Origin of the sequence: Haloarcula argentinensis DSM 12282, assembly GCA_000336895.1 — an archaeon.
Lineage (GTDB): Archaea > Halobacteriota > Halobacteria > Halobacteriales > Haloarculaceae > Haloarcula > Haloarcula argentinensis.
In genome coordinates, this window is the sequence record AOLX01000027.1 from 1 (window position 1) to 26,107 (window position 26,107).

Sequence of the window (26,107 nt, forward strand, 5' to 3'; positions counted from 1 at the left end):
GGAAGGCGTCGGGGTGGGCGACGAGCTACAGGTCGGCGTCAGCGCCGAGATCGCACCCGGGAACACGCTCCCGCTGGCCGAGATCCCAGAGGGGGTCCCGGTGTGCAACGTCGAATCCAGCCCCGGTGACGGTGGGAAGTTCGCCCGCGCGTCGGGTGTCAACGCCCAGCTGCTCACCCACGACCGCAACGTCGCGGTCGTCAAGCTCCCCTCCGGGGAGATGAAGCGGCTTGACCCGCAGTGTCGCGCCACCATCGGCGTCGTCGCCGGTGGCGGCCGAACTGACAAGCCGTTCGTGAAGGCTGGCAACAAGCATCACAAGATGAAAGCGCGAGGGACGAAGTGGCCAAACGTCCGCGGTGTAGCGATGAACGCCGTCGACCACCCGTTCGGTGGTGGCGGACGCCAGCACCCCGGCAAGCCCAAGTCCATCTCGCGGAACGCCCCGCCTGGCCGTAAGGTCGGGGACATCGCCTCGAAGCGAACAGGTCGAGGTGGCAACGAATGAGCTCAGAATATCAAATCGGCCACGAAGGAGAGTTCTCCTTCCGCGGCCACACGCTCGACGAGCTGCAGGAGATGGAGCTCGAGGAAGTCGCGGAACTGCTCCCCGCTCGACAGCGGCGAAGTATCGTACGCGGCCTGACCGAGGAGAAACACAAGCTCCTCGAGAAGGCCCGCGAGGCCGGCGAAGAGGAGACAGCCAACGACCCGATCCGGACACACCTGCGCGACATGCCGGTGGTCCCGGAGATGGTCGGGCTGACCTTCGCCGTCCACGACGGCCAGAACTTCGAGCGTGTCAAAGTCGAGCCCGAGATGCTCGGCCACTACCTCGGTGAGTTCCAGCTCACCCGGAGTAGTGTCGAACACGGTCAGGCCGGTATCGGAGCGACACGCTCCTCGAAGTTCGTACCGCTCAAATAATCATGGGAATCAGTTACTCAGTCGAAGCCGACCCGGACACGACGGCCAAAGCGATGCTCCGGGAGCGGCAGATGAGCTTCAAGCACAGCAAGGCCATCGCCCGCGAGATCAAGGGCAAAACGGCCGGCGAGGCTGTCGACTACCTCGAAGCGGTTATCGAGGGCGACCAGCCCGTTCCGTTCAAACAGCACAACTCGGGCGTTGGCCACAAACGCAAGGTCGACGGCTGGGACGCCGGGCGTTACCCGGAGAAGGCCAGCAAGGCCTTCCTCGACCTGCTCGAGAACGCAGTCGGCAACGCCGACCATCAGGGCTTCGACGGTGAGGCCATGACGATCAAGCACGTCGCCGCCCACAAGGTCGGCGAGCAGCAGGGTCGCAAGCCCCGCGCAATGGGGCGCGCCTCGGCGTGGAACAGCCCGCAGGTCGACGTCGAACTCATCCTCGAAGAGCCGGAGGTCGAAGACTAATGGCCGACGAACAACAGTTCATCGAGGACGGACTCCAGCGGACCCAGATCGACGAGTTCTTCGCAGAGGAACTCGGTCGAGCCGGCTACGGCGGCATGGACGTCGCCAAGACGCCGATGGGGACCCAGATCGTGCTCAAAGCCGAGAAGCCAGGGATGGTCATCGGCAAGGGCGGGAAGAACATCCGGAAGATCACGACGGAACTCGAGGACCGATTTAACCTCGACGACCCGCAAGTCGACGTGCAGGAAGTCGACGAGCCGGACCTCAACGCCCGCATCGTCGCGGATCGACTGGCCAACGCACTCGAGCGTGGCTGGTACTTCCGCAAAGCGGGCCACACCACCATCGACCGCATCATGGAGTCGGGCGCACTCGGCGCAGAGATCGTCCTCTCCGGAAAGGTCACAGGTGCACGCTCACGCGTGGAGAAGTTCAACCGCGGCTACGTCAAGCACAACGGCGAACCCGCGGAGGAGATCGTCGACAGCGGCGTCGGCGTCGCCGTGATGAAGCTCGGTACCATTGGGGTCCGAGTCAAGATCATCCCGCCGGACGCGGAGCTCCCCGACGACTTCGAGATCTACGAGGATGTCGACGTCGAGGATTACGTGGCCGACACCGACGGCGAGTCCGTCGAAGAACTCCTCGAAGGCGAGCCCGAAGACAGCGAGACGGCCGAAGAACTCGACGAAGACGTGGCCACCGGGGCCGACGACGACTCCGAGACCGACGAGGAGTTCGTCGACGAGGAGATCGTCGAGGAAGACGTCGAAGTCCCGACTGACGACGATGTCGAGGACGTCGATGTCGACGAACTCGAAGACGCTGTCGACGAGGAACTCGACGAGGACGTCGAAGCGGAAGCAGAAGAGCTGATGGACGAAATGGACGACGAGGAGGGTGACGACGAATGACCGTCCTGCACGTCCAGGAGATTCGGGACATGACGCCCGCCGAGCGCGAGGCGGAACTCGACGACCTGAAGACCGAACTGCTGAACGCCCGGGCCGTGCAGGCCGCGGGTGGTGCGCCGGAGAACCCCGGTCGCATCAAGGAGCTGCGGAAGGCCATCGCCCGCATCAAGACGATTCAGGGCGAAGAAGGCGACCTGCAGGAGAACGAATAATGCCACTGACACCCGAGACGCTCCCACGACACGAACTCGTCGGCCTCGACTGCGAGGTCGTCTCGGCGTCCAATCCGGACGTCGTCGGTATCAGCGGAACTGTGGTCATGGAGACGACACAGATGCTGACACTCGAGGGAGCCGACCGGGTGTGGCACGTGCCGAAGGACAGCGCGACGTTCGCGTTCGACCTGTCGACCGAGACGGTTCTCGTCGACGGCGACCGACTCGTCGCGCGTCCCGCTCGTCGCACAGAGAACACAGGAGATTCACTATGGCGCTAGGACTGAACGTACAGGAACCGGAGGAGACCTGTGCCGATCAGAACTGCCCGTTCCACGGAGAGCTCTCCGTGCGCGGACAGACACTGAACGGCGAGGTAGCCTCCACTGACATGGAGAAGACCGTTGTCGTCGAGCGCGAGTACGACGTGAAGGTGCCGAAATACGACCGCTTCATGAAGCGGCGGAGCCGCGTTCCGGCTCACGCACCCGACTGTCTCGACCTCGCGGTCGGTGACACGGTCACGATAGCAGAGTGTCGACCGCTCTCGAAAACGAAAAGCCACGTCGTCGTTGGCGTGGTCGCCGATGAACAGGACGGTGATGCCTGATGGAAGCACTCGGTGCTGACGTCACGCAAGGCCTGGAGAAGGGCTCGCTCATCACGTGTGCGGACAACACGGGAGCGCGCGAACTCAAGGTCATTTCCGTCCACGGCTACTCGGGAACGAAGAACCGCCACCCCAAAGCTGGGCTGGGCGACAAGATCACGGTCTCGGTCACCAAGGGGACGCCCGAAATGCGTCGCCAGGTGCTCGAAGCCGTCGTCGTCCGCCAGCGAAAGCCGATCCGTCGACCCGACGGCACCCGCGTCAAGTTCGAAGACAACGCGGCCGTCATCGTCGACGAGAACGAGGACCCGCGCGGGACCGAGCTGAAAGGTCCCATCGCACGGGAAGTCGCACAGCGATTCGGCAGTGTGGCATCAGCAGCGACGATGATCGTATAGAACCATGAGCAAGCAACCAGACAAACAACGCAAGAGTCAACGACGTGCCCCGCTTCACGAGCGGCACAAGCAGGTCCGGGCGACGCTGAGCGCCGACCTCCGCGAGGAGTACGGCCAGCGCAACGTCCGCGTCAACGCTGGTGACACCGTCGAGGTGCTCCGTGGCGACTTCGCCGGCGACGAAGGCGAAGTCATCAACGTGGACCTCGACAAGGCTGTCATCCACGTCGAAGACGTCACGCTCGAAAAGACGGACGGTGAGGAAGTCCCGCGACCGCTGGACACCTCGAACGTCCGCGTGACGGACCTAGACCTCGAAGACGAGAAGCGCGAGGCGCGTCTCGAATCGGAGGATGATTCCGCATGAGTAACCACCAGAAGCGACTCTCGGTGCCGAACAGTTGGCCCGTAGAGCGCAAGACTGCGACGTTTACGGTGAAAGCCGGCGCCGGCCCGCACGGTGAGGATGGGGTTCCCCTGCTCATCGTCCTTCGGGACGTGCTCGGCTACGCCGACAACCGCAAAGAAGCCCGCTACGCCCTCAACGAGGACAACGTCCTCATCAACGGGAAGGCCATTTCCGACGAGGAACGCCCCGTCGGGATGTTCGACATCCTGGCCTTCACCGAGCGCGAGGAGTACTACCGCGTGTTCCCCGGCGAGGGTGGTCGGCTGGCGCTGACCGCAATCGACCCGGACGCGGCCGAATCCAAGCTCGGCAAGATCGTCACCAAGACGCACGTTTCCGGTGGCGATGTCCAGCTGGGCCTCCACGACGGTGAGACGCTCATCGTCGAGGACGACCAGACCTACGACGCTGGCGACTCCATCGTCGTCGGCAACGAGGACGGCGAAGTCGTCGCCCACTTCGAGTACGAAGAGGGCGCGCTCGTCACTGCCGTCGACGGTGCCCACGCGGGCGAAGTCGGCGAAGTCGAGGAGATTCAGGTGACGCCGGGGTCGGCCCAGAACAACGTGATCGTCTCGCAGGACGAGGGCGAAGGCTTCGAGACAGTCGAAGAGTACGTCGTCGTCATCGACGAGAACTTCACGGGTGATGACGAATGAGCTCCGAGAGTGAGTCCGGCGGCGACTTCCACGAGATGCGCGAACCGCGCATCGAGAAGGTCGTCGTCCACATGGGTATCGGCCACGGTGGCCGCGACCTCGCCAACGCAGAGGACATCCTCGGGGAGATCACCGGGCAGACGCCGGTGCGAACGAAGGCCAAGCGGACTGTCGGCGAGTTCGACATCCGCGAGGGCGACCCCATCGGTGCGAAGGTCACCCTCCGCGACGAGATGGCCGAAGAGTTCCTTCAGACGGCGCTGCCGCTCGCCGAACTGGCGACGAGTCAGTTCGACGACACCGGCAACTTCAGCTTCGGCGTCGAGGAACACACCGAGTTCCCGAGTCAGGAGTACGACCCGAGCATCGGAATCTACGGGCTGGACGTGACGGTCAACCTCGTCCGTCCCGGCTACCGCGTCGCCAAGCGCGACAAGGCGTCGCGCTCGATTCCGACGAAGCATCGACTCAACCCGGCGGACGCCGTCGCCTTCATCGAGTCGACCTACGACGTGGAGGTGAGCGAATGAGCGAAAGTGAAACCACAGACGAGCCCGATTCCGAGACGGCATCCAGTGAGCGAACTGGCCAGCTCGAGTCCTGTCAGCGCTGCGGTCGCGAACAGGGACTCGTCGGCAAGTACGACATCTGGCTGTGCCGCCAGTGCTTCCGCGAGATCTCGCGGGGCATGGGCTTCAGGAAGTACAGCTAACAATGACAGGGAACGACCCATTTGCCAACGCACTGTCGGCGCTTAACAACGCCGAAAGCGTCGGGCACCTAGAGCAGACAGTATCGCCAGCTTCGAACGAGATCGGCAGCGTCCTCGAGGTCTTCTACGACCGCGGGTACATCGACGGATTCAGTTTCGTCGACGACGGCAAAGCCGGCGAGTTCGAAGTTGAACTGAAAGGAGCCATCAACGAGTGTGGCCCGGTCAAGCCCCGCTACTCTGCGGGCGCAGACGAGTTCGAGAAGTGGGAGAAGCGGTTCCTCCCCGCCCGTGACTACGGGACTCTCGTCGTTACGACCAGCCACGGCATCATGAGCCACTACGAGGCTCGTGAGCAGGGCGTCGGTGGCCAAGTCATCGCGTACGTATACTAACAATGCCACGAGTAGAACTGGAGATTCCGGAGGACGTGGACGCCGAGCAGGACCATCTCGACATCACTGTCGAGGGGGACAACGGCAGCGTCACGCGTCGGCTCTGGTACCCTGACATCGACGTGTCCGTCGACGGCGACACAGTCGTCATCGAATCCGATGAGGACAACGCCAAGACGATGTCGACGATCGGTACCTTCCAGAGCCACATCGAGAACATGTTCCACGGCGTGACCGAGGGCTGGGAGTACGGTATGGAGGTCTTTTACTCTCACTTCCCAATGCAGGTCGACGTCGAGGGTGACGAAGTCGTCATCGAGAACTTCCTGGGCGAGAAGGCCCCCCGCCGCACGACGATCCACGGCGACACGGACGTCGAGATCGACGGCGAGGAGCTGACCATCAGCGGTCCCGACATCGAAGCCGTCGGCCAGACCGCTGCCGACATCGAGCAGCTCACGCGCATCAACGACAAGGACGTGCGCGTGTTCCAGGACGGGGTGTACATCACCCGCAAACCGAACCGAGGTGACGCCTAATGGCGGACAACGAAGAAGACGTGCCAGAGGAAGAGTACACTGAACTGACCGACATCAGCGGCGTCGGTCCGTCCAAGGCGGAGTCGCTCCGCGAGGCCGGCTTCGAATCGGTCGAGGACGTTCGCGGTGCCGATCAGTCCGCGCTCGCCGATGTCAGCGGCATCGGGAACGCGCTGGCGGCCCGAATCAAGGCCGACGTCGGCGGACTCGAAGTCGAGTCCGAGACCGAAGCCGAAGTCGAAGAGGAAGGCGGCGAGGAAGCGCCCGACGAGGACGTGGAGACAGAACTCCAGGCCCGCGGGCTCACCGAGAAGACGCCGGACCTCTCCGACGAGGAAGCGCGGCTACTGACCCAGCGACACCGGGTCGGCAAGCCGCAGTTCAACCGCCAGGACCACCACAAGAAAAAGCGCGTCTCGACCTCGTGGCGCAAGCCCCGCGGCCAGCTCTCGAAGCAGCGCCGCGGCATCAAGGGCAAGGGCGACACAGTCCAGGCGGGCTTCCGCTCGCCGACTGCGGTGCGCGGCAAGCACCCATCCGGCTTCGAGGAGGTTCGCGTGCACAACGTGGACGACCTCGAAGGCGTCGACGGCGACACCGAGGCCGTGCGGATCGCCTCGAAGGTCGGCGCTCGCAAGCGCGAGCGAATCGAAGAGGAGGCCGAGGACGCGGGCATCCGCGTGCTCAACCCCACCTACGTCGAAGTCGAGGTGAGTGAGTGATGACTGATCTCTCTGCACAGAAGCGACTCGCGGCTGATGTCCTCGACGTCGGGAAGAACCGCGTCTGGTTCAACCCCGAGCGACAGGGCGACATCGCCGACGCGATCACCCGCGAGGACGTTCGCGAACTAGTCGATGAGGGCGCCATTCAGGCGAAAGACAAGAAAGGCAACTCCCGTGGACGCGCCCGGGAGCGCCAGAAGAAGCGTGCGTACGGCCACCAGAAGGGAGCCGGTTCCCGGAAGGGCAAGGCAGGCGCACGGCAGAACTCCAAGGAGGACTGGGAGTCACGCATCCGCGCACAGCGGACGAAGCTGCGCGAGTTGCGTGACGAGGGAACGCTTTCGAGTTCGCAGTACCGCGACCTGTACGACAAGGCCGGCGGTGGCGAGTTCGACAGCGTTGCCGATCTCGAACGTTACATCGACGCAAACCACGGTGACGCATAATGGCGACAGGACCACGATACAAAGTACCGATGCGGCGACGCCGCGAGGCCAGAACCGATTACCATCAGCGGTTGCGCCTGTTGAAATCCGGTAAGCCACGTCTCGTTGCTCGAAAGAGCAATAAACACGTCAGGGCGCAGCTGGTGACGCTTGGCCCCAACGGTGACGATACTCTCGCGTCCGCTCACTCGAGCGACCTCGCCGAGTACGGCTGGGAGGCCCCGACGGGCAACATGCCCTCGGCCTACCTCACCGGTCTGCTCGCTGGGCTTCGCGCGCAGGAAGCGGGCATCGAGGAGGCAGTGCTCGACATCGGACTCAACAGCCCGACCCCCGGAAGCAAAGTATTCGCAATACAGGAAGGCGCAATCGACGCCGGCCTGGACATTCCGCACAACGACGACGTACTCGCCGACTGGCAGCGCACGCGCGGTGCCCACATCGCCGAGTACGACGAGCAGCTCGACGAGCCGCTGTACAGCGGCGACTTCGACGCTGCAGACCTCCCGGAGCACTTCGACGAGCTCCGAGAGACCCTACTGGACGGTGACATCGAACTATGAGTGCTAACAACGGATGGGAGCCACGGACACGCCTCGGCAAGCAGGTTGTCGAGGGCGAAATCGACTCCATGCAGGAGGCGCTGAACTCCGGACTCCCGCTGAAAGAATCGGAAGTCGTCGACCAGCTCGTTCCCGACCTGGAAGACGAAGTGCTGGACATCAACATGGTCCAGCGGATGACAGACTCCGGCCGCCGCGTGAAGTTCCGCTGCGTGGTCGCCGTTGGCAACCGCGACGGCCTCATCGGCTACGCCGAAGGGCGTGACGATCAGGTCGGCGGTGCCATCCAGAAAGCCATCGACATCGCGAAGCTGAACATCATCGACGTCTCCCGCGGCTGCGGGTCCTGGGAGTGTGGCTGTGGCCGTCCGCACACGGTCGCGCTGCGCACCGAGGGCAAGGCCGGGAGCGTCGAGGTCGAGCTGCAGCCGGCCCCGCGTGGGCTGGGCCTCGCAGGCGGAGAGACCGTCCGCAAGGTGCTCGAACTCGCCGGTATCGAAGACATCTGGACACGCAGTAGCGGGAACACGCGCACCACGGTCAACTTCGCAAAGGCGACGTTCAACGCCCTGCAGAACACGGCCGAGGCGCGCGTCCCCGAACGAACCTTCGAGAAACGAGAGGTGATCGAGTGATGCACGCACTCGTCCAGCTCCGTGGCGAAGTCAACATGCACACCGACATCCAGGACACGCTGGAGATGCTCAACATCCACCACGTGAACCACTGCACGCTCGTCCCCGAGACGGACGCCTACCGCGGCATGGTGACGAAGGTCAACGACTTCGTCGCCTTCGGTGAGCCGAGCCAGGAGACGCTGGAGACAGTTCTGGCCACGCGCGCCGAGCCGCTTGAGGGTGACGCCGACGTGGACGACGAGTGGATCGCCGAGAACACGGACTACGACGACATCTCCGGGCTCGCGTTCGCGCTCCTCTCTGAGGAGACGACGCTGCGCGAGCAGGGCCTGTCCCCGACGCTCCGTCTGCACCCGCCACGCGGCGGCCACGACGGCGTCAAACACCCCGTCAAGGAGGGCGGCCAGCTCGGCAAACACGACACCGAGGGAATCGACGAACTCCTGGAGGCGATGCGATAATGACGAGTAAAAAGAAACGACAGCGCGGCTCGCGCACGCACGGCGGCGGCTCGCACAAGAACCGACGTGGTGCCGGCCACCGCGGTGGTCGCGGTGCCGCAGGCCGTGACAAGCACGAGTTCCACAACCACGAACCGCTCGGCAAGAGCGGCTTCAAGCGCCCGCAGAAGGTGCAGGAAGAGGCCGCAACCATCGACGTTCGCGAGATCGACGAGAACGTCACGCTGCTGGCTGCCGATGACGTCGCCGAAGTCGAAGACGGTGGCTTCCGCGTCGATGTCCGTGATGTGGTCGAAGAGGCCGACGACGCCGACTACGTGAAGGTACTCGGTGCCGGCCAGGTTCGCCACGAACTCACGCTCATCGCCGACGACTTCTCCGAGGGCGCTCGCGAGAAGGTCGAAGCCGCAGGCGGGAGCGTCGAACTGACCGACCTCGGCGAGGAGCGCCAGGCCGAGGCCGAAGAAACCGACGACGCGGACGCGGACGAGGAATAACGAACGATGAGCTGGAAGGACACCGCCGAACCACTGCTTGTCCGGATGCCCGCAGTCCAGCGGCCGGAAGGACACGTCCCGTTCAAGCGCAAGCTCACGTGGACAGGGGGCGTACTCCTGCTGTATTTCTTCCTGACGAACGTGAAGCTGTTCGGGCTGGACCTCGACGCCAGCCAACAGGTGTTCGGGCGCTTCTCGTCGATTCTGGCCTCCGGCCAGGGGAGCATCTTGCAACTGGGTATCGGTCCGATCGTCACGGCGTCCATCGTGTTGCAGCTCCTCGGTGGGGCGGACTTGCTCGGGCTGAACACCCAAGACGACCCACGTGACCAGATCCTCTATCAGGGGCTCCAGAAGCTGCTGGTGCTCGTAATGATCTGTCTCACCGGGCTCCCGATGGTGTTTGCCGGCGGCTTCCTCCCGGCTGACACGGCGGTCGCAAGTTCCCTGGGTATCGGCACGACCGGTGTCCAGTGGCTCATCTTCGGCCAGATGTTCGTCGGCGGTGTCCTCATCCTGTTCATGGACGAGGTCATCTCCAAGTGGGGCGTTGGCTCCGGTATCGGCCTGTTCATTGTCGCCGGCGTGAGCCAACGGCTCATCGGCGGCGTCCTGACGACGCCGTTTATCGGCAACAGAGAAGGGATCATCTACACCTGGTACCTGTTCATCACCGGCCAGCGCGGCACCGGGCCAGTGCTGGCTGCTGATGGCCTCCAAACCGTGCTGCTCCAAGGCGAACTGCTGGGGCTGTTCACGACGGTCCTCATCTTCGCAGTGGTCGTCTACGCCGAATCCGTTCGTGTCGAGATCCCGCTGTCGAACGCCCGCGTGAAAGGTGCCCGTGGCCGGTTCCCGGTCAAGCTCATCTACGCGAGCGTCCTGCCGATGATCCTCGTTCGGGCGTTGCAGGCGAACATCCAGTTCCTGGGCCGGATTCTCGACGCTCAGCTGGGCTCGATGCCGGCGTTCCTCGGGACGTATTCGAACGGTCAGCCCACCGGCGGCCTGTTCTACTTCCTCGCCCCAGTTCAGAGCCGTGGCGACTGGATGTGGTGGCTCGAAGGCACCACCCAACCAGTCTGGCAGATCCTGACCCGCGTCGGAATCGACCTGTTCGTCATGCTGATCGGTGGCGCAGTCTTCGCCGTGTTCTGGGTCGAAACCACCGACATGGGTCCGGAGGCAACGGCCAAGCAGATCCACAACTCCGGGATGCAAATCCCCGGCTTCCGACAGAACGTCGGCGTCATCGAGAAGGTCCTTGAGCGGTATATCCCGCAAGTGACCGTCATCGGCGGCGCACTCGTTGGGCTGCTCGCAGTGATGGCCAACATGCTGGGTACCATTGGTGGCGTCTCCGGTACCGGGCTGCTGCTGACGGTCTCTATTACGTACAAGCTGTACGAGGAGATCGCCGAAGAGCAGCTCATGGAGATGCACCCGATGATGCGCCAGATGTTTGGATAGGCCAGCAGATAACCTGTCCTATTCGCTTTATTCTGAGCAAGTGGTCACCCGATTCGTATAAGATCGACTAGTGACGACGCTTCAGGCGCTCTTTCTCAAGGTAGATGGAGTGGACGTATTTGATCTTCCCCGTCGTACCTCAACTTCACTTCAGCCCATCACACCCATCCTCAAGCTGCTAGCGTCAACTGCTATTTTCAGCAATCGTCACCTCTCTGCTAGTATTCCGGAGCACAACGGCTATTATTCGTGTTCCACGAACTCGAGGAGTACTCTCCTATTCGCCACTGTCTCTACAGATCCGACTGACTGAGGACGCGCAGAATATACACCAGCAATGCCCGATGCTGCAAGAAGCGCTTGTCCTGTTATTACCATTCAACGGGGTGTGCATCTTGACAGAGATTGTTATGCTAAACCACTACCGTCTAAAATAATACGTGCTATCCACTCTCAGGACACCTATACAGTATGCACACCTCTTGAAAATATCTTGTAAGCAGTCGCTCACTGTGTAAATCCGTCGGCGAGGTGGCGATCGATAACTGACACCATTGTTTCAACGGTACGAGTCCACGTATGCGAACCGGCCCAACGCTGTGCTCCCTCTGAGAACTGCTGGCTGCTCTGAAGAACCTCACGAAGACCTGACGCGACAGCGTCTGGGTTGGGACGAGTGCACTTGCCTGAGACACCATCCGCAATTGCGTCTTCAGCACCAGTGCCGAACGTTCCAACAACTGGGACTCCGTGGCGATTTGCTTCAAGATAGACGAGTCCAAAGCCTTCGAAATGATGGTTGATGTATTGGGGTGTCAAAACGAACGCTTCGGCGGTCGCATACCACCGCTCAAGCACATCATCCGAAACCTTTCCCTCAAAATGAACACGATCACTCAGCCCGTTCTCACGGACGATGTTTCGAACGCCGTCTGCGTACTCGGTGTCTGATCCACTCCCGACCAGATGATAGTCAACGTCTGGTTCTTCGTCGGCAATACGTACAAACGCTTCAGCAGAGAGATGCTGACCTTTCCGGGGCTTGAACGCTCCAACAGTCAGTAAGACACGGTGGTCAATCGAAAACGGCGTCGGGGGATCATCTACTGGAGTCACGCCGTTAGGGACTGTGACGAGGTTCTGAAGCGCCGTAGCTGACCGAATGCAGTCAGCGGTAAACGTCGAAACGCAGAACGCCGCGGCTGCCTGAGACAACGCCAAGCGTGCCGGGAGCCTATGCTTCGAGTGGAGCGGCTCAACTGCGTATGTGCCATGACATGAAACAAAGTACGGCACATCACTGCAACGGGTAGCGAGATACGCGATCAACGAGTATGGGTAGGCAACCAGTGAGAAGACGGCGTCTACGTCATCAATCGCACGGCGGATACGTCGAGCCGCCCGGAGAACAGAAACAGGCGATGACCGCAACGGTAGTGGATCAGGGAGATCGGTTCGGACGTCAACTTCGTAGTGATCACGAAGCCCTGCGACGACCGCTTTGGAGTACCGCCCCCAGCCGGTGTCAGGGGATATGGTCGGCGTCATAACAAGAAGGCGATCCATGCTGTATGGAACCAGTTAGTGATATACCCAAATACCTGTTGCCGTTCCATGCCGCGGATATCGCATTGGATAGTATCTTATGTCGGGGAGTGCGATTTACTGACGGCAGCACGAGAATCGTTGGTGTCGCTTGCCGGATCGGCCGAGCGAAGACACAACGAAAAGATTCACCATTTGCCGCCGTCCTTGGTTCAACTAATGACGCTGACAACGCTGGTAGCTGGCGGTGGCGGCTTTCTCGGAAGTCACCTCTGTACGGCACTAGTCGAAGACGGACGCGAGGTCATCTGCATCGATAACTTTGGCAGTGGACGCCGCGAGAACATCGCACACCTCGAGGACCATCCGCGGTTCATGCTTATTGAGGCCGATATCCGCGAGCCGCTAGGCCTACCCGCCGCTGACCGCGTATACCACCTTGCGTCGCGTGCTTCACCGACTGACTTCACTGAGTTTCCAGTACAGATCGCGCTGACGAACACTGAAGGGACACGCAATCTACTCGACTACGCGGTCAAGCACGACGCTCGGATGGTGTATGCAAGTACAAGTGAAGTATACGGCAACCCGGAGGTCCATCCTCAGCCTGAGAGCTACTCCGGAAATGTCAATATAAGAGGTCCACGCGGCTGTTATGACGAGTCGAAGCGTTTCGGTGAGACGCTGACCGTCGCCTACGAGGAGCGGTATGACATTGATGTTCGGACCGCACGAATCTTCAATACATACGGCCCTCGGATGCGAGCCGATGACGGTCGAGTCGTCCCCACATTCGTCAGGCAGGCTCTCGATGGGGAGGACCTCACCATTTATGGCGATGGCACACAGACCCGGAGTTTCTGTTACGTAACAGACATGGTGAGCGGTCTCAGGGCTTTGATGGACCAGCCAGATATTGACGGCGAAGTAGTCAACATAGGAAGAGAAAACGAGATCACGATTCGGACCTTGGCCGACCGTATACTGGAACTCTGTGATACGGACAGTGACCTTACATTCGACTCACTGCCCGAGGATGACCCTGAGCGGCGACGCCCTGATATCTCGAAGGCAAAGGAACTGCTTGACTGGGAACCGAATGTGTCGCTTAACGAAGGGCTTCGCCAGACCATCTCCTCATTTGAGTCGAAATAACTTCTGAATCCCGTGTAGTCTCGGTAGAGCGTAATTCCTTAGTCGTCTTCCCGAATCTGTCCAGTATGCATATTGCCGTTCTCTCCGACCGATATCCAGAATATGGGGCCGCTGGAGCTGGAACGATGGCCGCGAGACTCGCAGAGCAATACCATGATCGCGGACACACCGTCAGCATCTTAACAACCAGTTCTGAGACGGAGCGGCCAGACGCTTTCACTGCGACATCCCCCGACGTGGAGAGCCGAAACGGCATCACCGTCTACTGCTTTCCTCGCACTCCTTACCAGCAACTTCGTGCATACCATGCTCTCTACAACCCTTGGACGAGTCCCTCAATACACCAGTGGTTCTCTCAGCATACAGTTGATGCCGTCCACGCACACAACGTCCATGAGTTCCTGTCATATGATGCACTCCGAGCCGCCAGCACCTATGCAGACGATGTCACCCTCACCTATCACGATGGTATGAGCTTCGCATACGGGAAGATTACGCATTTCGTCGATAATGACCCCGATAACGATGGCTGTCTCCCTAATTATGCATACCGCCCCTCAGTGCTCCACCAGGTGCGCCGAGCGAAATTCCAGTACAATCCGATTAGAAATCGAGTAAATAAGTGGTATTTGTCCAACTATGTGGATCACTGTATCGCGGTTAGTCACGAACTCGGGCGCGCGCTCCGCGTAAACGGTCGGCCAGTTGACGATGTCATTCATAACGGTGTTGATCAACAAGCATATCTGAAGGCCGATGGAAGCCAGTTTCGAGATAATTACGGTATAGGTGACCAGCCGTTCATCCTTTTTGGCGGCCGTGCCTCAGATCTTAAGGGTGGTACTCAATTAGCCAACGCTATCGCTTATTCGGAAACCCAACCCACATTAATCCTCACTGGAAATAATAAAAAATATGCTAAAGAATTGAGAAATAAAAACACTCAAATTACGATCAGAGAGACCGGATGGGTGGAAGAAGATCTAATGCCAAGTGCAATGGCCGCTGCGACAGCCGTGGCAACGCCAAGTATTTTTCTTGAGCCGTTTAATCTCCAGAATTTAGAGGCGATGGCTGCCGGAACACCTCCAATCACCACTTGCTTCGGCGGTCCGCCAGAGGTTGTGGAAGACGACCACACCGGGTATATTGTCAATCCATTCGCAACACGTAAGTTTGCTAACCGGATTGACACCCTTGTCCAACATACTGAACGACGCCAAGAGTTGGGTCATCATGCTCAACAGCATGTCAGTAAGTCGTTTACTATCAAGAAAACCACTAGCAAGTATCTATCATTTTTTGGTTACAGACCCGATTAGTGCTACCCTACGTGGATGTCAGTAACTCCACTGGGCTGCCAACGAAAGGGTTAGCACTGGAATATCGTCGGTGACCGTGCTTTCGCTGGCGACTACCGCACCCTCTCCAACAGAGACACTCGCTTAATTCACAATACGTGTAGCACCACTTGGCGAGGCTACAATGGGAATGGCAGCATACTTAACGATTAAAGAATGCGAAGGATCAAAATATAGGCTTTGGAAACGGACACGGTTCCGGAACGTATTTTCGCTGGCGACCAGTGCTAACGGTAATGGCAGTAAGTGAATTGCTGATCCTCGGAGTGGATGCCGCGGACTTCAGCATTCTTAGTTCGGACTCGGTCTCACTTCCGACGCTCGAACGGCTCATACAGGAGGGTGTTTCGGCGCCTCTCAAGAGTACCACACCGCCGATAACCGGAGCGGCGTGGCCTGCGATGGCCTGTGGGCGCGACCCTAACAGCATCGGGATGTTCGACTTCCGGAACTTCTCCCGGGAAGATTGTCGGGAGTACCGTCCCTCACCGTCGGCGGTTGACCCTTTCTGGAGTTACCTCAGTGAGGACGGGCACACCACGGGTATCAGTGGCTATCCGGTCGCACCGCTCGATAAGCCTGTTGATGGGTTTGTTCTCTCGTGGCCCTGGTATCTACCCGAAGACGAGCAACAATTGGCCCCTGAAGAGTTCTTTGACGGCACTGATATCAATGTCGACGACTACATCCGGGAGAACACGGAGTTCGAGGTCGAAACAGTGCTCGCGGATCTCTGGGATAAGGCTGAGTTCGATGAGCGTGTTTTAGATCGCTTCGACTTCGATGTATATTTCACACACCTCGACGCTGATACTATCATCCACATCGCAAATGAAGATACGCTCGACGACGTGTACCAAGTCTATGAGGCGATAGACGAGATCGTCGAATCCTTGCTGGACCACTGTGCGGACGACTGTGCCGTCATGATGGTTTCGGATCACGGCATTTCGAAGGTACATGGGAAGTTCTATATGACTCAGTTTCTCATTGACCAAGGCCTGCTTCAGAGGGAGACCACGACGGCCGAGCGGGTCACACAGACGGACATCAGCCAGCGTGCTATCGAGAAGTCCAAAGCCGTATTGAAAGCTCTTGGACTTGCACGCCCAATCCAGGAACTGTTCTTAAGTGGTGACGAAATCCGTCAGCAGGCGGGACTCGAACACGCATTTGATTTCGAGGACATCGACTGTGAGAATACTGTTGTCGTTCACAGCGGGGATTGGGGACAGTTGTACGGTATAGACGGAGCCGATGAAGTCAAAACAGTCGTAGACACACTCTCTCAGATGGCGACCGAACAGGGTTTCCAGGTAGCCGTTGATTGGCCAGAAACGGCGTACGAAGGCGAAAAGTTGCATCCTGATGCGCCAGACGCTGTCGTAACGATACACGCACAAGATGGGATTCTGCGCCCAAAGTCAGTTGTCTCACCGGGAAAAGAGAATCCAGAGGATTACTTCGAGACGTTCGACACGGCTAATCTGAACCACGGCGAAGACGGAGTTTTTGTCCTTTCAGGACCAAACGTGAAGCACAACGCAAAAATCGAACCCCTCCATTTACTTGACGTTGCCCCGACGATTTTGAACCAACTCGTGGGCGTTGTACCGCCCAACGTACACGGGACCGCCCGGACTGATCTCTATGAGCCCGGTAGCCGGCCAGCGTCCGCTCCCGAAACCGGGTTCAGAGATTTCCAGCAGACGCTAATTGAGGATCGGTCGGAACACGGAGAGATGGACGAGGTGAAGGAGAAACTGGCTGAACTCGGCTACTTTGAATAACATAGATGGTATCGGATTTCATCCGTGACTTGCGCTGGGTGTCGTTCGCCGAAGTCTTCTCGCAGATTGCCTCGTTTGTCACAGTCCCGCTCCTTACACGGGCACTGATCCCGTCTGAGTACGGCCTCTATCGATCAGCGTTCGTAGTGGTCTCGCTGTTGACATTCGTTCGGGGTGTCGCGAACCTCCAGCCGCTTCTCCTCGATCAACTTCCACGGCTCGAGAGACAGCGACAGAGGTCGCTGACGGTGGCAATCACCGTATGTACCATTGCTTTAATCGCGATTTCGCTCGTCGGACTCGTCCTCCTGACGGAGCTGGGGCTATTAAACGAGGTTTCGAGTCGACTCCAAGAGTTTGTGGCCGCTAACATTTGGTTGGCGATGTTACTCGTGGCATCGAAGTCGCTGTACCAGTACGGGCTCACCGTATGCAAGGGCCTCGACGAGTTTGCGATGTACAGTGGTATCAAATTCCTGTATGAGATAACGTTCCTGGGAGCGCTCGTCGCGCTCGTTACGGTCGGTCAGCTCACGATCGTGACGGCGATTTCGGCCTACGCGGGTGCAAGTATGCTAGCCGTCGCTATTATCATCGTGACTGTCCACGACGAACTCAATGCGAAGCCCGATTTTGAGACGTTGATTCAGGAGTACCATCGGATCTCAGCGCCACTAATTCCTCGATCACTTGTCAAGAAGGCAAAAGACATTACTCCTCGATTCCTCATTATCAGTGCGTTCGGGGTCGGCACTTTCGGGAGCTGGTCAGTCGTCTTCACGCTCGCCATGTCGTTTCGGCTATTGAGCAGACCGTTCTCACAGATTCTCCTCCCGAAGATATCGAAAGCGCTCTCCGAAGGGCAGTCACTCGACGGACTCGTGTACCAGTACTACCGCGCAATGGGGACTCTCATTTTCCCAGCGGTTGTCGGCGGGTGGCTTCTCGGTGCAGAGGTCATTCAGCACGTCTTTGGCGCGGAGTATGTCCTCGCCGATGCCGTAATCTGGCTTTTGCTCGCTGGATTCGGTGTCCAGTCGCTCAACGCGATAACGGGCTCAGTATACGTGGCCACCGACCGGAGCGACCTTGCAACATATACTCAGATTCTGTCCGCGGTCGGCCTTCTCTCGCTTGTGCTGCTTGGGGCCTTCTTCTTCGATTCACTTATTATCGTTTCAGCTGGGTACCTCGCAGAGAACCTTATTGCGCTGACGATATCACTCAAATATCAGTCCACGATTATTGAACTTCCACGTCCGAATTTCGCGACGGTCTGGAAGCTCTGTTTTTCACTCGCTGTGATGGTGGTAGCTGTGGGGCTCGTAGAACCGTGGATAGCTGGCGTACCAACGACATTTGGCGCCGTCGCCCTCGGTGCTGCCACGTACTTCGTGGCGCTCTATGCCACAGGGTTCGTCCGTGAGCAGGAGTGGGAACTCATTCGCCAATTTGTTAGCGTATAACCAACATGTATTTATCCGCGCGTCCTATTCCGATAGTACTGTCCTTAGACCGAACGCATGCACGTACTTTCAATAAGTCTAGATGAGTCGATTATGCTGTCGGAGAATGATGCTCACCAGCGACAGCGAAGGTACGCTAACTACTTCGACAGATATAGTGTCGTGGTTAAGACCGACCCAGGGCATAAAAAGCAGATTCAGAAAGGGCCGCTACGGGTGTTCCCCACAAATTCGACGACACGGTACTGTTTCCCGATAGACGCGTATCAACTCGGGCACGCGGTCGCCAAGGAGCGGGAACCTGATTGCGTGACGACGCAAGACCCGTTCTCAACTGGTATCGTCGGACTTGCGCTCGCACAACAGTTCGATGCGTCGCTACGAGTGCAGGTTCACGCTGATTTCATATCTAATCCGAAGTGGCGCTGGCAGTCGGTGAAGAACCCATTGGCGGAAGCGCTTGGCAGAACGGTATTGAAGCGTGCTGATGCGGTTCGAGTTGGAACTGAACACGAACGTAAAAAGGTCCGTTCGGTCGTCAAAGACTCGACCACGATTTCGGTTGCCCCGGTTCGGATGGACTTCGATGGGGTCGTGAACGGTGGTGAGCGGTCGGTGACCGAACTGCGCTCAACGTTCGGTTTTGACGATCGACCCGTCATCTTCTTTGCGGGCCGATTCACCGGACAAAAGAACTTGAACAAGTGGCTCGAAGTCGCTGCACGGGTTCACGAAGCCGCTAACAGGACGCCAATATTCGTCATGGTCGGGGACGGTCCTCAGTCTGAAGATATACGAAAGGAAGTCATTGAGCTCGGTATAGAGGACAGCTTTCGGTTTCCAGGGTGGGTAGAGACCGACCGGCTCGCGGAATACTACGACCTCGCAGACGTGTTTCTAATCACCTCTGATTACGAGGGGACGTCTCGGGTTGTCGTTGAGGCCGGTATGAACGAGACACCAGTCGTCGCGACACCGTTTGCAGGGGCAATCGATAACATTGTTGACGGCGAGACTGGCTTCGTCGCTGACGACGTGGAAACACTCGCTCAGCGGGTCTGTGAGTTGCTTGAAGACGCGACCGTGCGACAACAGATGGGGACTCGGGCACGAGAACACCTGATGGACCGATTTGACGCCGAGCGCCTGACTGAAGAGTATGTCGAGTTCCTGCAAGATGGAATATGCGGAGATTGAATATAATATATTTGAAACTTCTCACATCAAATAGATAGAGCAAACCGTCGAGGACGAACGTATACTCGGCGTGGGATTCGTCGGTGTGTATGCGAGTTTACCTCGAAGCCAACGACCATGTTCGGTTCATTGACCCACTCTCACTTTCTGGTCAGCTTGAGGCTCATGGATTCCGCGAAGAAATGAGACCTATCGAAACAGCCCTCTGCATAAGATACCGACACTCACAGACTTGTCGAGGCTCCGGAGGTTCCTGTTCAACAGGGGCAGAATATACGCCTGTATCGTTGGAATAAAACAGTGAGTCAGTCACTATCGCAGGTCTCTCCTAGTACAGACGCTAACTCCGACATCAGGGCCTGTATGTCGTGGCGGTCACAGGCAACTTCCCGACTCCGCTGACAGAGGCTACGGTACTCTTCATCGTCCAATTTCAGGATGACCTCAATACGATCAGCGAGTGCCTCTGGATCACCACTTGGGAACGTGAGGCGTGAGGCGTCGAGATCCGAGTCGTGAACCATATCTACGTATGAATCATTAGAAGAAATGACTGGAGTTCCAGACGCCATTGCTTCGACTTCCGTCTTATCGAGGCTACCGGTACTACTGTCGTTCAAAAAGACACCTGCACGCTGGTACTTCTCAACGACTTCGTCGTGCGGGACAGAGCCGACGAACTCAACCGAATCGGTCAACCCTTGAGACTCCACCGTCTCGTATAGTTCTCTAACGTAAGCCTCGTCACCTGACGGTGCACCAACTATATTTAGTTTTGCACTGATGCCGCGGTTCTCAAGTATCTCGATAGCAGCGACGAGTGTCTCGAACCGTTTTACCGGATCAAGACGACCGACGCCGAGAGCCAGTTGCCGGTCGGTGATCGAACTGTCTGGCGCGAACGTATCGGTGTCGATACCATGACCGAGTACGGAGAGTTTATCCGAGAAAAGACGGAAGCTCCCATCTGTAGCGGTCACTACACGGGCAGCCAGCCGATGAGCAACCTGTAGATGCCACTCAACACTACTGTGGGCGTACCAGAGCGTAACCGGTATTCCTGCCGGCCTGAACCACGGCCAGCCTGCAATAACGTAATGTGGAATCATGTGGGCGAAGACCGCATCGATATCTCGCCGTACAGCCTCGATACAGTGCCGCTCGAACGAGAGAACCCGCCTCGCCTTCGAGTACCCCTTCTCCTTCCCGAAGCTGTAAAGCGTAACATTCTCCGGGAGGTCGTACTGGCCGATATAGCTCGTCAGCACGTCAAGTTTCTCGACATGTTCGGCAAGTGCACTGATCCAATCGACAGTGAATCCGAGAACATCATCGGTCGAATCTACCTTCTGTGTGATCATCAGAACATGCATGCTCAGACGCCTCCTTGTAGGAATTCCACGATGTTTTCAGCTCGGTGTTTCCATGTGTACTGTTTCACAGTTTCACGAGCGTGGCTTGCGGCCTTGCTCGCATCCGGGTCATCCAACACCTGGCGTATCGAGTCCGCGAGCGATCCAGAACTGTCAGGTAGTGCAAAGTAGGCACTGGAGTTGTTCAACACCTCCCTCAGCGATGGGATATCGGTGGCAATTATCGGCCGCCCTGCCGCCATGTACTCGAACAGTTTGAGCGGGGAGGTGTATCGGCGTGAGATTGCCCTTTCAGCCGTGTTCGGGAGAATGAGCGCATCGCTGGCTGCGAGATACTTTGGAACCTGATCTGGGTGGACGTGTCCAACCATCTCAACGTTGTCCGGTATTGTCTCCACAGCAGTCTCAAGTCGGTCCTGCTGATCGGCGGTACCGCCCACGAGGCAGATAGTCACTTCTGGTACATTTTTAGCTGCTTCAACCAGCGTATCGACGCCTTTCCACGGTTTGAGGCTCCCAGCGTAACAGACTAACTCGCCGTCCGGGAGCGATAGTTCGGTTCGAAGTGACAACTTCGAGCTCTCGATTGTGAACCGCTCAAGGCGGACACCATCCGGTGCGACAAGCATCGGCGCGTTAGTGAACGACTGCCACTCGTCTCGAAGGCCCTTACTGATGACGACGACACCGCGAGTGTGCTGCAATACACTCCCGAGAAATGCTGCGACTCGGTCTCTCGAGGGTCGGCGGTGTAGTTCGACTGCAAGCGAATTCCCGAACAATGGTGCTCCGAGGACGGCGAATAGGAGCGCTCGGGAGTACAGCCAGTCCCGGTCGGATCGCAGTGTGTACGCGAGCGCAGCGAGCGTGAACGTGACCGATTGGAGGTAGAACGCAAATCGAAGGAACGGTTGGCGAGAGCTCCTACTCAGAAAATCGAGGCACGGAAGTCGCGTTATCTCGAAATTGAGTGGCGAGTCAAAGTACTCATCCATTGAATCGGGAGCGTCGTCTGGCTGGACACGGTCGGGGATGATGAGTTCGACCTCGTGGCCGTTTTCAGCGAGTGCATCGCACATCTGAACAATCTGATAGGCGTGTGCCCGTCGGCTCGGAAGCCTTGCATTTGCCACGTACTGTATCTTGGCCATAGTTGGGTTTATTCGCAGCCTCTCGTGGAGGCCACCTCTCGAAGAAGCGTCTCGTATTCGGCAACCATCTTTTCGTGTTCGAACTGACTCTCAAGGCGCTTGTACGCTTGCGTTCGGAGCCGATTTCGGAGCGAAGGGTTCGAAAGTAATTGCTCGAACCGCTTGGAAAACGATTCGATGTCATCCTGTTGAACCAGGAAGCCGTCTTCACCGTCGGTTATGGCTTCGGGAGTCCCACATACCGCGGACGCGACGACAGGCGTCCCGCAGGCCATTGCTTCGAGGACCACATGTGGAAGCCCCTCATAGGTCGAGTTCAAAGCGAAGACACGGCTCTGAGAGACTATCTCAAGTACCTGCTCATGGGGAATGCGACCGTGGAAGACTACCTGATCGCCCACACCCTGCCGACTGGCGCGTGCTTCGAGGGCGTTTCGTTCGGGTCCGTCACCGACGATGTGTAACTCCGCGTCGGCCACGTCGGTTTGCTGGAAGGCGTCAATAATTCCGTCAATCCCTTTCCACGGAACAAGTCGACCGACAGTCACGATTCGTGGTGGTCGGTTAGAGTCGGCCACTGACGGTCGGTCAATATCTATCGCATTGTAAATAACGCTCGTCTCATCAGGATCCACCCCCCAACCAGTAACGAGTGAGCGGAGGAACTCGCTTGGCACGGCAACGTGGTCCGCCAGCCGAACTGGTGCCGTTCTGAGAACCTTCCAGCCTTCGAGTTTCGGATTGAAGGTGAACTGTTGAAAATCCTCTATATGTTTGCATGTTTCCCCGGACCGACGGGCCCGCTCCCACGCCGAGTCACCGACAATCTTAGACACTGTCGGTACGCCTACAATACGCCCGGCAGTCGTTGCCTGTAAGTCGAAGGCGTTCACCAACATCACATCTGGGTCATATGAGCGGAGTTCAGCCACGAGGGTTCGGATCTGCCGGGCGTATCTGGAGACGACTGAATTACCCCGAGGAATGCGCACAACTTTGAACGGGTACTGGTCGTCAAACCCTGCGGAGGCGCGGCCGTTCGTGACAACGCGGACTGAGTGACCTCGGTTGACGAGTTCGCGGCCGAGCGACGAGACGAATGTCGCCGGCCCCCCAGAATCGGGCGGGAAGATTCCGGGAGCGAGCAATACATTGACGGACTCCTTCACTGTTGGCTGAACAGTATCTGTCACGCTTGAAATATCGTTCTATTCGCTGTGGGGTGCTTGGAGGAGCGAGACGGGGACATCTGAGAATCTATTACTTTCCCCGAACAGGTTCAGCAGGAACATACTGAACTGAACACGGTTTCGCCAGTGAGGACGGATTATATACCACAGAACATCGTCTTGATTGGTTTCAGTAGCGCCCGGGTTGACTATACGAAAATGAAAGGTTGCGACCAAAGGAGAGCCCCCTGCAGCGTGGTCCTCCCACGAGTCCGGAGTGAACCAGCCGGATCGATCAGAAGTACTGGAAATGACTCGCTCACTCACTGGAACATAAAATCGCAAAGCAGCGGTTCAGATTACTGTACGGCTCGGGACTATACCCATGCATGCACTGCAAATAACGAGTTTTGTGTTCTACCAGCCAATCCCGTATTTCGACAAGTCCAGCGACAGACGGATTTCAGCCTGTGAGGAAATCAGCACGCAGTCGGTCAACCTCGGTTTCGGACCAGAGTAAGCTGAAGCCAATACATCTTTGTTAGAACATTATAAACGAGAGGCAATGACAGATTCGCCGAGCGTTCTGCATGTTATTTCCGGCATCGATGTCGGCGGAGCAGAGAATCACCTTCTAATGCTCCTCGACGGACTCTCCTCACGGGGGTTCGACGTTACTGTAGCGTATCTAAAAGGCGACGGCGAGCTTGCGAGCGACTTCCGGGAAGCAGGTTGCTCTGTTGAACGAATCGGTATTCGATCAGACTTTGACCCGCTTGGGTTCGGCAAGCTCGTCACAAAGATCGTACGAAACGATTATGACCTCGTTCACACCCACCTCTTTCACGGCGACATCTACGGCGCGACAGCCGCCACCGTTGCTGGAGTCCCAGCTATCATCTCCTCGAAACACAACGATCCACCGTACTGGCAGGAACAGCCGTACAAACTAATACACGACCTGTCGCTGTCTCGTACCGACCGTGTTCTCCCAATTTCGGAACACGTTCGCGACTACCTGCTTGAAACTTCCAGGATCAGTCCGAATCAGGTTCAGACGGTTCGATACGGGATTTCGCCAACGGAATTCGATGGCGTCTCTGAGCGTGATGTCCAATCGGTACGACGGGATTTTGTCGACGATAATACACCACTCGTGGGGACCGTCGCTCGACTCACTGAGCAAAAGAATCTTGAGACGCTCCTACGCGCGTTCGAGCAAGTTAAAGACCGAGTGCCGGACGCACACCTCGCTATTGTCGGACGCGGTGAGGAAGAAGACCGCCTGAAACGTCTTGCAGAAACTCACGATATCGAGGACGACGTGACCTTCTCTGGATTCCGGACTGACATCCCCGAACTTATGCATGCATTCGACGTGTTCGCATTACCATCGCTCTGGGAGGGGTTCGGCGTTGTTTTTCTCGAAGCAATGGCCGCCCAGACACCCGTCGTTGCATCCGAAGTAAGTGCCATCCCAGAAGTGGTCGCAGACGGCGAGACGGGACTGCTATGTCCACCGATGGACGAAGCAAAGTTTGCCGATGCCATCTCAACTCTGCTTGAGACTCCAGAAATGGCCGAATCGATGGGCAAAGCTGGGAGAGAACGACTCGACCGAGAATTCGCGGTCGACAGGATGATCGAAGAGGTGGCGACAATCTATCAAGACACACTGTCCAGCAAATCGCAGTAGAGTGATCGGTACGACTGCCGCATCCTTTCGATATCAAATCGATTCAGATCGGCGGTAGTTCGTTCGCTCATCTCACGTCGGCGCGACGGGGATGCGACAAGTTGCTCGATGCGCGCGCTCAGTTCTGAAACGTCCCCCGGCTCCACTAAAAATCCGGTTTCACCGTGCGAGACCTGTTCAGGGATTCCTGCCACGGCCGTAGAGACGATTGGCAGCCCGGCGGCACGGGCTTCGGTGATGACACGGGGCATCCCTTCACGATAAGAGGGCAGGACGAAGACATCCGCCGTGGCGAGCAGACTGGGAACATCATCGCAGTACCCGAGAAATGAGACACTGTCTTCAAGTCCGCGTCGTTTGACTGCGTCTTGTAGTTCTTCTCGGTTTTCTCCGTCGCCTGCAATATCCAGCTCAATCGAATGGCTTTCGGCGACTTGATCGACTGCCTCTACCAGATCGAATAGTCCCTTGCCGTCCGTCAGTCGACCGACAAAAAGTAGCGAAACTGGCTCATCGGCGGGTGGCAAGTCGTCCCACCGATCCGGAGCACGATACGCATCTAAATCTAGACCGTCGTAGATAACCTCGTACTGGTCCGGATAGCCGAACCCGCGCTCGAGATAGGTATCACGAACTCGGCGGGAGTTCGTCACTATGCGGTCGCTCAGTGGCGCACTCACCCGTTCGAAAAAATAGAGTATGGCGTTCAATAGCGGGTTCCGGTCGCTTGCGATTGGGTCACCGTGAACACTGTGGACAGTGACTGGGACATCCGCAATGACGCTCGCCCAGCGGCCAATCACGCCTGCCTCCGTGCTATGCGTGTGGAGGATATCTATCTGCTCGCTCTGGAGATAGCGTGCGACGCACAGAACTGCCGGAAGTGCAGTAACTGGGTTGTAGTGTCTAATCGTCCGGAACACAGCTACGTCGGTTCCCGTCTCGCGGAGAGCATCCAGTCGCGCGGGATCGTGCTCTGCGCCGACACCTACTCGTAGGTCGTATTCCTCTGGCGCAGCCCGAAGCGCCGAGAGGATGTCTTCGACGCTCTTCTCTGCACCGCCATCAAGAAACCGCGTGATAAGATGGAGGACACGATACGGCTCAGTCACGAATCTACGTTTCCACGAGCCGACTAAAGAATTGCCGAAAT

At 58.1% G+C, this 26,107-nt stretch carries 32 protein-coding genes; 27 read left to right on the forward strand and 5 right to left on the reverse strand.

The genetic code is table 11. The annotated features are described in order from the left end of the window. The 21 genes from C443_RS17770 to secY all read left to right on the forward strand — a co-directional run. A partial coding sequence (locus C443_RS17770) for a 50S ribosomal protein L2 (RefSeq protein ID WP_005538120.1) occupies nucleotides 1–508 on the forward strand: 508 nt, incomplete at its 5' end. Beyond that, entirely contained in the window at nucleotides 505–927 is a 423-nt protein-coding gene (locus C443_RS17775; protein WP_004516967.1) for a 30S ribosomal protein S19, read from the forward strand. The genes C443_RS17770 and C443_RS17775, both read left to right, overlap by 4 nt. 2 nt (nucleotides 928–929) lie before the next feature. Next, the gene (locus C443_RS17780) at nucleotides 930–1,397 is read left to right on the forward strand and encodes a 50S ribosomal protein L22 (RefSeq protein ID WP_005538121.1); all 468 of its coding nucleotides are present in this window, start codon (nucleotides 930–932) and stop codon (nucleotides 1,395–1,397) included. Continuing rightward, nucleotides 1,397–2,314 (forward strand): 30S ribosomal protein S3, encoded by a 918-nt coding sequence (locus C443_RS17785; RefSeq protein ID WP_005538122.1) that lies wholly within the window; start codon nucleotides 1,397–1,399, stop codon nucleotides 2,312–2,314. The genes C443_RS17780 and C443_RS17785 overlap by 1 nt, the downstream gene beginning before the upstream one ends. Then, nucleotides 2,311–2,526, forward strand: coding sequence for a 50S ribosomal protein L29 (gene rpmC, locus C443_RS17790; protein WP_004516964.1), 216 nt, complete (start codon nucleotides 2,311–2,313; stop codon nucleotides 2,524–2,526). The genes C443_RS17785 and rpmC overlap by 4 nt, the downstream gene beginning before the upstream one ends. Continuing rightward, nucleotides 2,526–2,810: a ribonuclease P protein component 1 gene (locus C443_RS17795; RefSeq protein WP_005538124.1), complete on the forward strand. Its 285-nt coding sequence runs from the start codon at nucleotides 2,526–2,528 to the stop codon at nucleotides 2,808–2,810. The genes rpmC and C443_RS17795 overlap by 1 nt, the downstream gene beginning before the upstream one ends. Next, nucleotides 2,801–3,139: a 30S ribosomal protein S17 gene (locus tag C443_RS17800; protein WP_004591559.1), complete on the forward strand. Its 339-nt coding sequence runs from the start codon at nucleotides 2,801–2,803 to the stop codon at nucleotides 3,137–3,139. The genes C443_RS17795 and C443_RS17800 overlap by 10 nt, the downstream gene beginning before the upstream one ends. After that, nucleotides 3,139–3,537, forward strand: a complete 399-nt coding sequence (locus tag C443_RS17805; protein WP_004516961.1) for a 50S ribosomal protein L14 — start codon at nucleotides 3,139–3,141, stop codon at nucleotides 3,535–3,537. The genes C443_RS17800 and C443_RS17805 overlap by 1 nt, the downstream gene beginning before the upstream one ends. A gap of 4 nt (nucleotides 3,538–3,541) precedes the next feature. Next, the gene (gene rplX / locus C443_RS17810) at nucleotides 3,542–3,904 is read left to right on the forward strand and encodes a 50S ribosomal protein L24 (protein WP_005538127.1); all 363 of its coding nucleotides are present in this window, start codon (nucleotides 3,542–3,544) and stop codon (nucleotides 3,902–3,904) included. Continuing rightward, nucleotides 3,901–4,605: a 30S ribosomal protein S4e gene (locus C443_RS17815; RefSeq protein WP_005538128.1), complete on the forward strand. Its 705-nt coding sequence runs from the start codon at nucleotides 3,901–3,903 to the stop codon at nucleotides 4,603–4,605. Before rplX ends, C443_RS17815 begins: the two co-directional genes overlap by 4 nt. Then, on the forward strand, nucleotides 4,602–5,135 hold the full coding sequence (locus C443_RS17820; protein ID WP_004591562.1) for a 50S ribosomal protein L5: 534 nt from the start codon (nucleotides 4,602–4,604) through the stop codon (nucleotides 5,133–5,135). Before C443_RS17815 ends, C443_RS17820 begins: the two co-directional genes overlap by 4 nt. Then, on the forward strand, nucleotides 5,132–5,317 hold the full coding sequence (locus C443_RS17825) for a 30S ribosomal protein S14 (protein WP_004591563.1): 186 nt from the start codon (nucleotides 5,132–5,134) through the stop codon (nucleotides 5,315–5,317). The genes C443_RS17820 and C443_RS17825 overlap by 4 nt, the downstream gene beginning before the upstream one ends. A gap of 2 nt (nucleotides 5,318–5,319) precedes the next feature. Further along, nucleotides 5,320–5,712: a 30S ribosomal protein S8 gene (locus C443_RS17830; RefSeq protein ID WP_004516956.1), complete on the forward strand. Its 393-nt coding sequence runs from the start codon at nucleotides 5,320–5,322 to the stop codon at nucleotides 5,710–5,712. A gap of 2 nt (nucleotides 5,713–5,714) precedes the next feature. Further along, the gene (locus C443_RS17835; RefSeq protein WP_004591564.1) at nucleotides 5,715–6,251 is read left to right on the forward strand and encodes a 50S ribosomal protein L6; all 537 of its coding nucleotides are present in this window, start codon (nucleotides 5,715–5,717) and stop codon (nucleotides 6,249–6,251) included. Next, nucleotides 6,251–6,973: a 50S ribosomal protein L32e gene (locus C443_RS17840; protein WP_005538129.1), complete on the forward strand. Its 723-nt coding sequence runs from the start codon at nucleotides 6,251–6,253 to the stop codon at nucleotides 6,971–6,973. Before C443_RS17835 ends, C443_RS17840 begins: the two co-directional genes overlap by 1 nt. Further along, on the forward strand, nucleotides 6,973–7,422 hold the full coding sequence (locus C443_RS17845) for a 50S ribosomal protein L19e (RefSeq protein ID WP_004516953.1): 450 nt from the start codon (nucleotides 6,973–6,975) through the stop codon (nucleotides 7,420–7,422). The genes C443_RS17840 and C443_RS17845 overlap by 1 nt, the downstream gene beginning before the upstream one ends. Next, complete coding sequence (locus C443_RS17850; protein WP_049944128.1) at nucleotides 7,422–7,985, forward strand: 50S ribosomal protein L18; 564 nt, start codon at nucleotides 7,422–7,424, stop codon at nucleotides 7,983–7,985. Before C443_RS17845 ends, C443_RS17850 begins: the two co-directional genes overlap by 1 nt. Further along, the gene (locus tag C443_RS17855; RefSeq protein ID WP_004957374.1) at nucleotides 7,982–8,620 is read left to right on the forward strand and encodes a 30S ribosomal protein S5; all 639 of its coding nucleotides are present in this window, start codon (nucleotides 7,982–7,984) and stop codon (nucleotides 8,618–8,620) included. Before C443_RS17850 ends, C443_RS17855 begins: the two co-directional genes overlap by 4 nt. Then, nucleotides 8,620–9,084, forward strand: coding sequence for a 50S ribosomal protein L30 (gene rpmD / locus C443_RS17860; protein WP_005538131.1), 465 nt, complete (start codon nucleotides 8,620–8,622; stop codon nucleotides 9,082–9,084). The genes C443_RS17855 and rpmD overlap by 1 nt, the downstream gene beginning before the upstream one ends. Further along, nucleotides 9,084–9,581 carry an uL15m family ribosomal protein gene (locus tag C443_RS17865; protein WP_005538132.1) on the forward strand — a complete coding sequence of 166 codons (498 nt, stop codon included), beginning with the start codon at nucleotides 9,084–9,086 and terminating at the stop codon, nucleotides 9,579–9,581. Before rpmD ends, C443_RS17865 begins: the two co-directional genes overlap by 1 nt. Nucleotides 9,582–9,587: 6 nt before the next feature. Further along, on the forward strand, nucleotides 9,588–11,051 hold the full coding sequence (gene secY, locus C443_RS17870; protein ID WP_005538133.1) for a preprotein translocase subunit SecY: 1,464 nt from the start codon (nucleotides 9,588–9,590) through the stop codon (nucleotides 11,049–11,051). Between the two features lie 507 nt (nucleotides 11,052–11,558). Here the strand turns inward: secY and C443_RS20870 are convergent. Continuing rightward, nucleotides 11,559–12,617, reverse strand: a complete 1,059-nt coding sequence (locus C443_RS20870; RefSeq protein WP_080505492.1) for a glycosyltransferase family 4 protein — start codon at nucleotides 12,615–12,617, stop codon at nucleotides 11,559–11,561. A 198-nt stretch (nucleotides 12,618–12,815) separates the two neighbouring features. On the opposite strand from C443_RS20870, the gene C443_RS17880 reads away from it, so the two are divergent. From C443_RS17880 to C443_RS17900, 5 genes are all read left to right on the forward strand, one after another. Continuing rightward, the gene (locus C443_RS17880; protein WP_005538135.1) at nucleotides 12,816–13,751 is read left to right on the forward strand and encodes a UDP-glucuronic acid decarboxylase family protein; all 936 of its coding nucleotides are present in this window, start codon (nucleotides 12,816–12,818) and stop codon (nucleotides 13,749–13,751) included. A gap of 65 nt (nucleotides 13,752–13,816) precedes the next feature. Beyond that, complete coding sequence (locus tag C443_RS20875) at nucleotides 13,817–15,073, forward strand: glycosyltransferase family 4 protein (protein WP_080505493.1); 1,257 nt, start codon at nucleotides 13,817–13,819, stop codon at nucleotides 15,071–15,073. A 275-nt stretch (nucleotides 15,074–15,348) separates the two neighbouring features. Next, a complete protein-coding gene (locus tag C443_RS17890) occupies nucleotides 15,349–16,902 on the forward strand; it encodes an alkaline phosphatase family protein (protein WP_005538137.1) in 1,554 nt (517 codons plus the stop codon). Between the two features lie 5 nt (nucleotides 16,903–16,907). Further along, nucleotides 16,908–18,368: a lipopolysaccharide biosynthesis protein gene (locus C443_RS17895; RefSeq protein ID WP_005538138.1), complete on the forward strand. Its 1,461-nt coding sequence runs from the start codon at nucleotides 16,908–16,910 to the stop codon at nucleotides 18,366–18,368. A 93-nt stretch (nucleotides 18,369–18,461) separates the two neighbouring features. Next, nucleotides 18,462–19,565 carry a glycosyltransferase family 4 protein gene (locus tag C443_RS17900; RefSeq protein WP_342764093.1) on the forward strand — a complete coding sequence of 368 codons (1,104 nt, stop codon included), beginning with the start codon at nucleotides 18,462–18,464 and terminating at the stop codon, nucleotides 19,563–19,565. 305 nt (nucleotides 19,566–19,870) lie between these two features. Here the strand turns inward: C443_RS17900 and C443_RS17905 are convergent, their stop codons facing one another. From C443_RS17905 to C443_RS17915, 3 genes are read right to left on the reverse strand one after another with little or no spacing between them, the layout of a single operon-like run. After that, nucleotides 19,871–20,926, reverse strand: a complete 1,056-nt coding sequence (locus C443_RS17905) for a glycosyltransferase family 4 protein (protein WP_005538141.1) — start codon at nucleotides 20,924–20,926, stop codon at nucleotides 19,871–19,873. Nucleotides 20,927–20,940: 14 nt separating this feature from the next. Then, nucleotides 20,941–22,089, reverse strand: a complete 1,149-nt coding sequence (locus tag C443_RS17910; protein ID WP_080505496.1) for a glycosyltransferase family 4 protein — start codon at nucleotides 22,087–22,089, stop codon at nucleotides 20,941–20,943. Nucleotides 22,090–22,097: 8 nt separating this feature from the next. Beyond that, on the reverse strand, nucleotides 22,098–23,258 hold the full coding sequence (locus C443_RS17915; protein ID WP_005538143.1) for a glycosyltransferase family 4 protein: 1,161 nt from the start codon (nucleotides 23,256–23,258) through the stop codon (nucleotides 22,098–22,100). A 565-nt stretch (nucleotides 23,259–23,823) separates the two neighbouring features. Here C443_RS17915 and C443_RS17920 point away from each other — a divergent pair. Then, nucleotides 23,824–24,954 carry a glycosyltransferase gene (locus C443_RS17920; RefSeq protein WP_049944131.1) on the forward strand — a complete coding sequence of 377 codons (1,131 nt, stop codon included), beginning with the start codon at nucleotides 23,824–23,826 and terminating at the stop codon, nucleotides 24,952–24,954. Here C443_RS17920 and C443_RS17925 read toward each other — a convergent pair. Beyond that, nucleotides 24,924–26,066 (reverse strand): glycosyltransferase family 4 protein, encoded by a 1,143-nt coding sequence (locus tag C443_RS17925; RefSeq protein WP_005538145.1) that lies wholly within the window; start codon nucleotides 26,064–26,066, stop codon nucleotides 24,924–24,926. The genes C443_RS17920 and C443_RS17925 overlap by 31 nt on opposite strands. Between the last annotated feature and the right edge of the window lie 41 nt (nucleotides 26,067–26,107).